Here is a 4,740-nt window from a genome sequence, read left to right on the forward strand (position 1 = left end):
ATTCCCCATGAACTACCCCCCAGAAAAGACTGACCCCGCCAGAGGCCCGAAAGCTGATCCAGCGGGGATGATATAGCAAGTACTATGTACCCCGTTCATCGGCGTGTCAATACCTCAACTTGAGTGGTTTCAGCGGGACGCTCAACCGAATCGTAAACACTCGGTCGACACGAGCATCAACCCAGACAAAACAGGTGGTGTGAGGTATTATCGGCTTGGAATGTGGCGTGGCCAGTTTGCTGGTCAAAGTGCATGTACTGCACGGTCGATCTATGAGGAAAGGAGCGGTAATGCCAGATGCGAACAAGAGGTTCAAGCGTCTAAGGATCTACAACGCCGTGATGGGTTTGTTCCACCTCGGACAGGGCGCCGCCATCGTTGCTCTCGCCCAACCGTATGCGATTCAGGTGACGGCGTCGTGGCTGAGCGTACGACCGGGACCCGGCATCTACAGCCCGCCGCAGGAGTACTTCCAGTTCGACCTCGGCATGGGTGTTGCGCTCTTCTTGTTCTTCTCGGCGTTTGCTCACTTCGTGATCGCCGGTCCCGCGTACGGTGCGTATGTCGCAGGACTGAAGCAGAATCGCAACTACTTCCGTTGGATGGAGTACGCGCTCAGCTCGTCGATCATGGTCGTGCTCATCGCATCGCTCGTTGGAATCCTCGACGTCGCGGCACTCACGGCGATATTTGGCGTGAACGCCTCGATGATTCTCTTTGGCTGGCTGGTTGAGAAGTACGAGCAGCCCGGCAGCACCGACTGGACCGCGTTCATCTTCGGTTGCATCGCCGGGGTCTTCCCATGGATCGCGATCGCCACCTACCTGTGGGGACCGGGTGCGAGCGACCTAACTCCGACCTTCGTGTACTGGATCTTCGTGTCGATGTTCGTGCTCTTCAACAGCTTCGCTGTGAATCAGATCCTCCAGTACAAGCCGGTAGGAAAGTGGAAGGACTACCTTTTCGGCGAGGCGACCTACATCTTTTTGAGCCTCACCGCCAAGTCACTGCTTGCGTGGCTCGTCTTCGCGAACGTGCTCATCCCGAACTAGCTGGGGCAGAAGCCGGATCCTCTTGACATGAGTGACTATCGTGTACACAATAGTGTCACGATTGGAGGCACATCATGAAGTTCATCAGCGTTCGGGATTTACGTGGAAAGTCCGCTGACATCTGGCGCGACCTATCGGATGAGCGCGAGATGGTCGTCACCAGCAACGGGCGACCCGTCGCCATACTAGCAGCGGTCAACGAGTCCAACTTGGAAGAGTCACTCGCGGCGTTTCGTCAGGCGCGCGCTGTCGATGCGGTCGCAGCGATGCAGCGACGCTCGGTTGCCCGCGGAACAGATGCGCTGTCCCAAGATGAGATCGACGCGGAGATTGCCGCGGTCCGCAAGGCCCGTACCCGTTGAGGATAGTGCTCGACACCAACGTGCTCGTCTCGGGGCTCCTCTCTCCATTCGGTCCTCCCGGTGAGGTCGTCCGCATGCTGTCTTCTGGCGCTGTGACCCTGTGTCTCGATGCCCGCATACTCGCAGAGTATGACGAGGTCCTTGCAAGACCGAGGTTCGGCTTCGACCCGGATGCGGTCGCTGCGCTGCTCGACTACGTTGTTTTTGTCGGCGAGACCGCCGCTCCACAGCCGCTCGCCGCACGCCTTCCGGACCCCGACGATGAACCTTTCCTTGAAGTGGCCTTGGCTTGCGGCGCCGACTGTCTGGTCACGGGGAACCTGGCGCACTTCCCCCCAGAATCGTGCTGGGATGTGTCGGTGGTGTCGCCAGCAGGATTCGTGGAGCGGTTTCGTTCCGGGGATCATCGGGAGACACCTAACCCGCGTATCCACCGCGATAGACCGCGGCGGAGAGACTCCAGCGAGTAGTAGGCGGTTGGTTCATGGACAAACGCGTCACCATGGTCAAGGGTTCGGCAGTCGAGTATGTCATCGCCGGCAGCGGTGCGCCCGCCATCGTTCTCGTCAACGGTGCGGGAGGCCCTGTGGAGAGCTGGGTTCGGGTGCTTGCGGCTCTCGAGGCGGTCAGCACTGTCGTAGCATACAACCGGCTCGGCATCGGTCGAAGCAGCAAGCACTCGGAACCGCAGACCGGAGACGTCGTGGTCGGTTTGCTTCACACACTGCTTAAGGAGCTGGATCTGCACCCTCCCTACATTCTCGTAGGCCACTCCCTTGGCGGATTGTTTGTCAACCTGTTCGCTCGTACGTATCCATCTGAGGTTGCTGCGGTTGTCTTTTTGGATTCCGCGGCACCCGAAGACTCCACGTTGATCGACGAGCACGGTACGGGCCTCCAGCGCTTCACTCAGCGCGTGGTCGACGCAGTACTTGGGCGAGACCAGTTCGGCGAGGCGGCGTGCGTCAAGGAGACCGTGGGAATGATCGCGCGCGCTGGCACCTTCCCGCCGGTGCCAGTCACAGTAGTCAGTGCAGGCAGATCGGCTCGAGGTATCCCTCCTGCTGTCCGCACGGCGCGCGCCCGCAATCAAGAGGGGCTGGTTGCCCTTTCGCCGCTGGGTGAGCACGTCATAGCGAGCAAGAGCGGCCACTTCCCACAGATCAGCGAGCCGGGCCTGGTCATTGAGGTGATTCGATCTGCGGTGATCTCGGCCAGGGGGTAATGGTTCACCTGCGCGTCAATCAGATGCCGCTGTGTCTCGGGCCAAATGACAGCGCTGTGTGAGGTAGAATCGGGTCCGGAGCGGCCTCCCGGCTCCAACGACATATATGCTTGACATATATGTCAGCCGACGAGTACACTTGTCCTACTATGAAGAAGACCATGATGTACTTGCCCGATGACATGCACCGCTATCTGGCACGCGAGGCGTCCGAGCGCGGGACCTCAATGGCCGAGGTTGCTCGTGAGGCGATCGCCGAGTACCGTTCGCGCCGGGCCGCCGAGGTAGGAGTGGGAGCTTCTGCGCTGGTGGGGTGCGTAACCGACGATCTGCCCGACACCGATCTTGCTTCTCAGGTGGACGAGGGACTTGCCGAGTACTTCGGTGCGGGTGGAGAGTGGGAAGAGGGCAGCGGGCTGTGCGAGCGCTCGTAGACTCGAGTGTTCTCATCGCAGCGGCGCGACAGCGCGAGCGCCTTCACGGTGCGGCGATCGCAGCGATCTCGGCTGACGAACCACGGGGGCTTGGTACGCCGATCACGATCCTCGCCGAGACCATGAGCTTCCTGCATGCGCGCGTTGGGGTGGAAGGACAGCGGGCCTTCTGGGATGGGTTCATGCGTAGCGGCATCGAAATCATCGGTGTCGATCTTCAGCTGATGGAGCATGCCCGTGCCATCGATCGTGACTACGCTGACGCCGGGTTCGGATTTGCCGACTGCACGCTGCTCGCTGCGTGCGAGCGCGTCGGATGCGCACGAATACTGAGCTTCGATGCCCAGCTGCGCGTCTACCGTCCGAGCTTCGCGGGTGCGCTCGAAGTGGTGCCCTAGCGGCTGCAGCTCGGGTTGTGTCGTCTCACTTGAGCACCCGACGCCGGTAGGTGTAGACGTGGTAGGCGTTGAGCGCCAGGAATGCGACACCTGCGGCCGCGTGCTGTCGTTCGCGGCCTGCGAGTGCGAACAGGACCAGTGCGCCCAGCGACGCAAGCATGCCCTGCTTGGCGATCCGCATGTGCTGACCGCGCGCCGCCGTCGCGGTGGCGGACGCCTTTCCTGCGCGGCTCTCGGTGGCCGGGAGGCCACTCGCCTCTACGAGTGCGTCCCGGGTCACTACCAACGGATCGTACTCGATGAGTAGGCTTCCTGTTCTGCCGTTGCCGGTGACCCGGGACACGCCGGGGGTGTCCGCCAGTTTCTCGGCGGCCACGTCCAGTTCGCGCTCGTCGCGCAACACACGGCTTCGCAGGCGAAGTCTTCCTGCGATATCGCTTGCGATCATATCCGTCACTCCTGTCGGTCGGGGGCGGAAGCTTCGAGCATCGGTCGCATCGAGTTCAGCGACACACCCACGGTTGTGAGATTATGAAGTAGTGCCAGGGAGCTCGGTTGCGCTCTGCCGGTCAGTCCAAGGCCGAGGTAGCCTGTGTTGAGGCCGACGGTCGCCACAAACCCGTGCCTGATGCGTGCGAGCGACGCTCGTGCCAGTCGCCGAGCGAACACCAGCTCAGAGAGGTCGTTCCCGGCGAGCACGACGTCGGCCACTTCGCGGGCGAGATCGGCGCCGTCGCGCATGGACACGCCCACGTCGGCTGCGGAAAGCGCGGGGGAGTCGTTGATCCCGTCTCCCACCATGAGCACCGTGTGTCCCTCCGCCTGCAGTCCGCGGACGATGTCGGCCTTGTCCACCGGAAGCACTCCGGCGCGCCACTCGTCGATGCCGACCGCCTCGGCGACCGCCTTGGCAGTCCTTGATGCGTCGCCGGTGAGCATGAGGACGCGCTTGACGCCGAGCCCGCGAAGCTTTGCGACGACCTCCGGGGCTTCGGGACGCATCGGGTCTTCGATGCACAGGATGCCGACGAGTTTACTGTCAGCGGCAAGGTGGAGGATCGTGTAGCCGCGGTTGGCCCATTCGTCGATTACGCCCTGCTCCTCGCTGAGTGGCACGCCCTCGTCTTCGTGGACGAAATGGGCCTGAATTGACAAACTAAGTGCAAGTGGTCTTGCACTTGGTCTGGCAGGGCCCTCCGACCCGCCCCCTGTGACCCACCGGGGTGCTTCCGTGCCCTGCTATATCCTCTCTTATAGTCCACCGCCTTT

The 4,740-nt window shown here is 61.9% G+C and carries 8 protein-coding genes; 6 read left to right on the top strand and 2 right to left on the bottom strand.

The window, feature by feature from the left end; translation table 11 throughout:
- The first annotated feature begins 290 nt into the window (after nt 1-290).
- From heR to M1617_06400, 6 genes are all read left to right on the top strand, one after another.
- Entirely contained in the window at nt 291-1,052 is a 762-nt protein-coding gene (gene heR / locus M1617_06375; GenBank protein MCL5887896.1) for a heliorhodopsin HeR, read from the top strand.
- Nucleotides 1,053-1,126: 74 nt separating this feature from the next.
- A complete protein-coding gene (locus tag M1617_06380) occupies nt 1,127-1,414 on the top strand; it encodes a type II toxin-antitoxin system Phd/YefM family antitoxin (protein ID MCL5887897.1) in 288 nt (95 codons plus the stop codon).
- Between the two features lie 5 nt (nt 1,415-1,419).
- Nucleotides 1,420-1,884 carry a putative toxin-antitoxin system toxin component, PIN family gene (locus M1617_06385; GenBank protein MCL5887898.1) on the top strand — a complete coding sequence of 155 codons (465 nt, stop codon included), beginning with the start codon at nt 1,420-1,422 and terminating at the stop codon, nt 1,882-1,884.
- Nucleotides 1,885-1,898: 14 nt separating this feature from the next.
- Nucleotides 1,899-2,639, top strand: a complete 741-nt coding sequence (locus M1617_06390; GenBank protein ID MCL5887899.1) for an alpha/beta hydrolase — start codon at nt 1,899-1,901, stop codon at nt 2,637-2,639.
- Between the two features lie 110 nt (nt 2,640-2,749).
- The gene (locus tag M1617_06395) at nt 2,750-3,073 is read left to right on the top strand and encodes a hypothetical protein (protein ID MCL5887900.1); all 324 of its coding nucleotides are present in this window, start codon (nt 2,750-2,752) and stop codon (nt 3,071-3,073) included.
- Nucleotides 3,058-3,471 (top strand): PIN domain-containing protein, encoded by a 414-nt coding sequence (locus M1617_06400; protein MCL5887901.1) that lies wholly within the window; start codon nt 3,058-3,060, stop codon nt 3,469-3,471. Before M1617_06395 ends, M1617_06400 begins: the two co-directional genes overlap by 16 nt.
- Nucleotides 3,472-3,496: 25 nt before the next feature.
- Here M1617_06400 and M1617_06405 read toward each other — a convergent pair whose 3' ends face one another.
- Both M1617_06405 and M1617_06410 read right to left on the bottom strand, forming a co-directional pair.
- A complete protein-coding gene (locus M1617_06405) occupies nt 3,497-3,919 on the bottom strand; it encodes a cation transporter (protein MCL5887902.1) in 423 nt (140 codons plus the stop codon).
- Nucleotides 3,920-3,924: 5 nt separating this feature from the next.
- Nucleotides 3,925-4,587 carry an HAD-IC family P-type ATPase gene (locus tag M1617_06410; protein MCL5887903.1) on the bottom strand — a complete coding sequence of 221 codons (663 nt, stop codon included), beginning with the start codon at nt 4,585-4,587 and terminating at the stop codon, nt 3,925-3,927.
- Between the last annotated feature and the right edge of the window lie 153 nt (nt 4,588-4,740).

The organism is Actinomycetota bacterium (assembly GCA_023488435.1).
In the GTDB taxonomy this organism is placed as follows: domain Bacteria; phylum Actinomycetota; class Coriobacteriia; order Anaerosomatales; family UBA912; genus UBA912.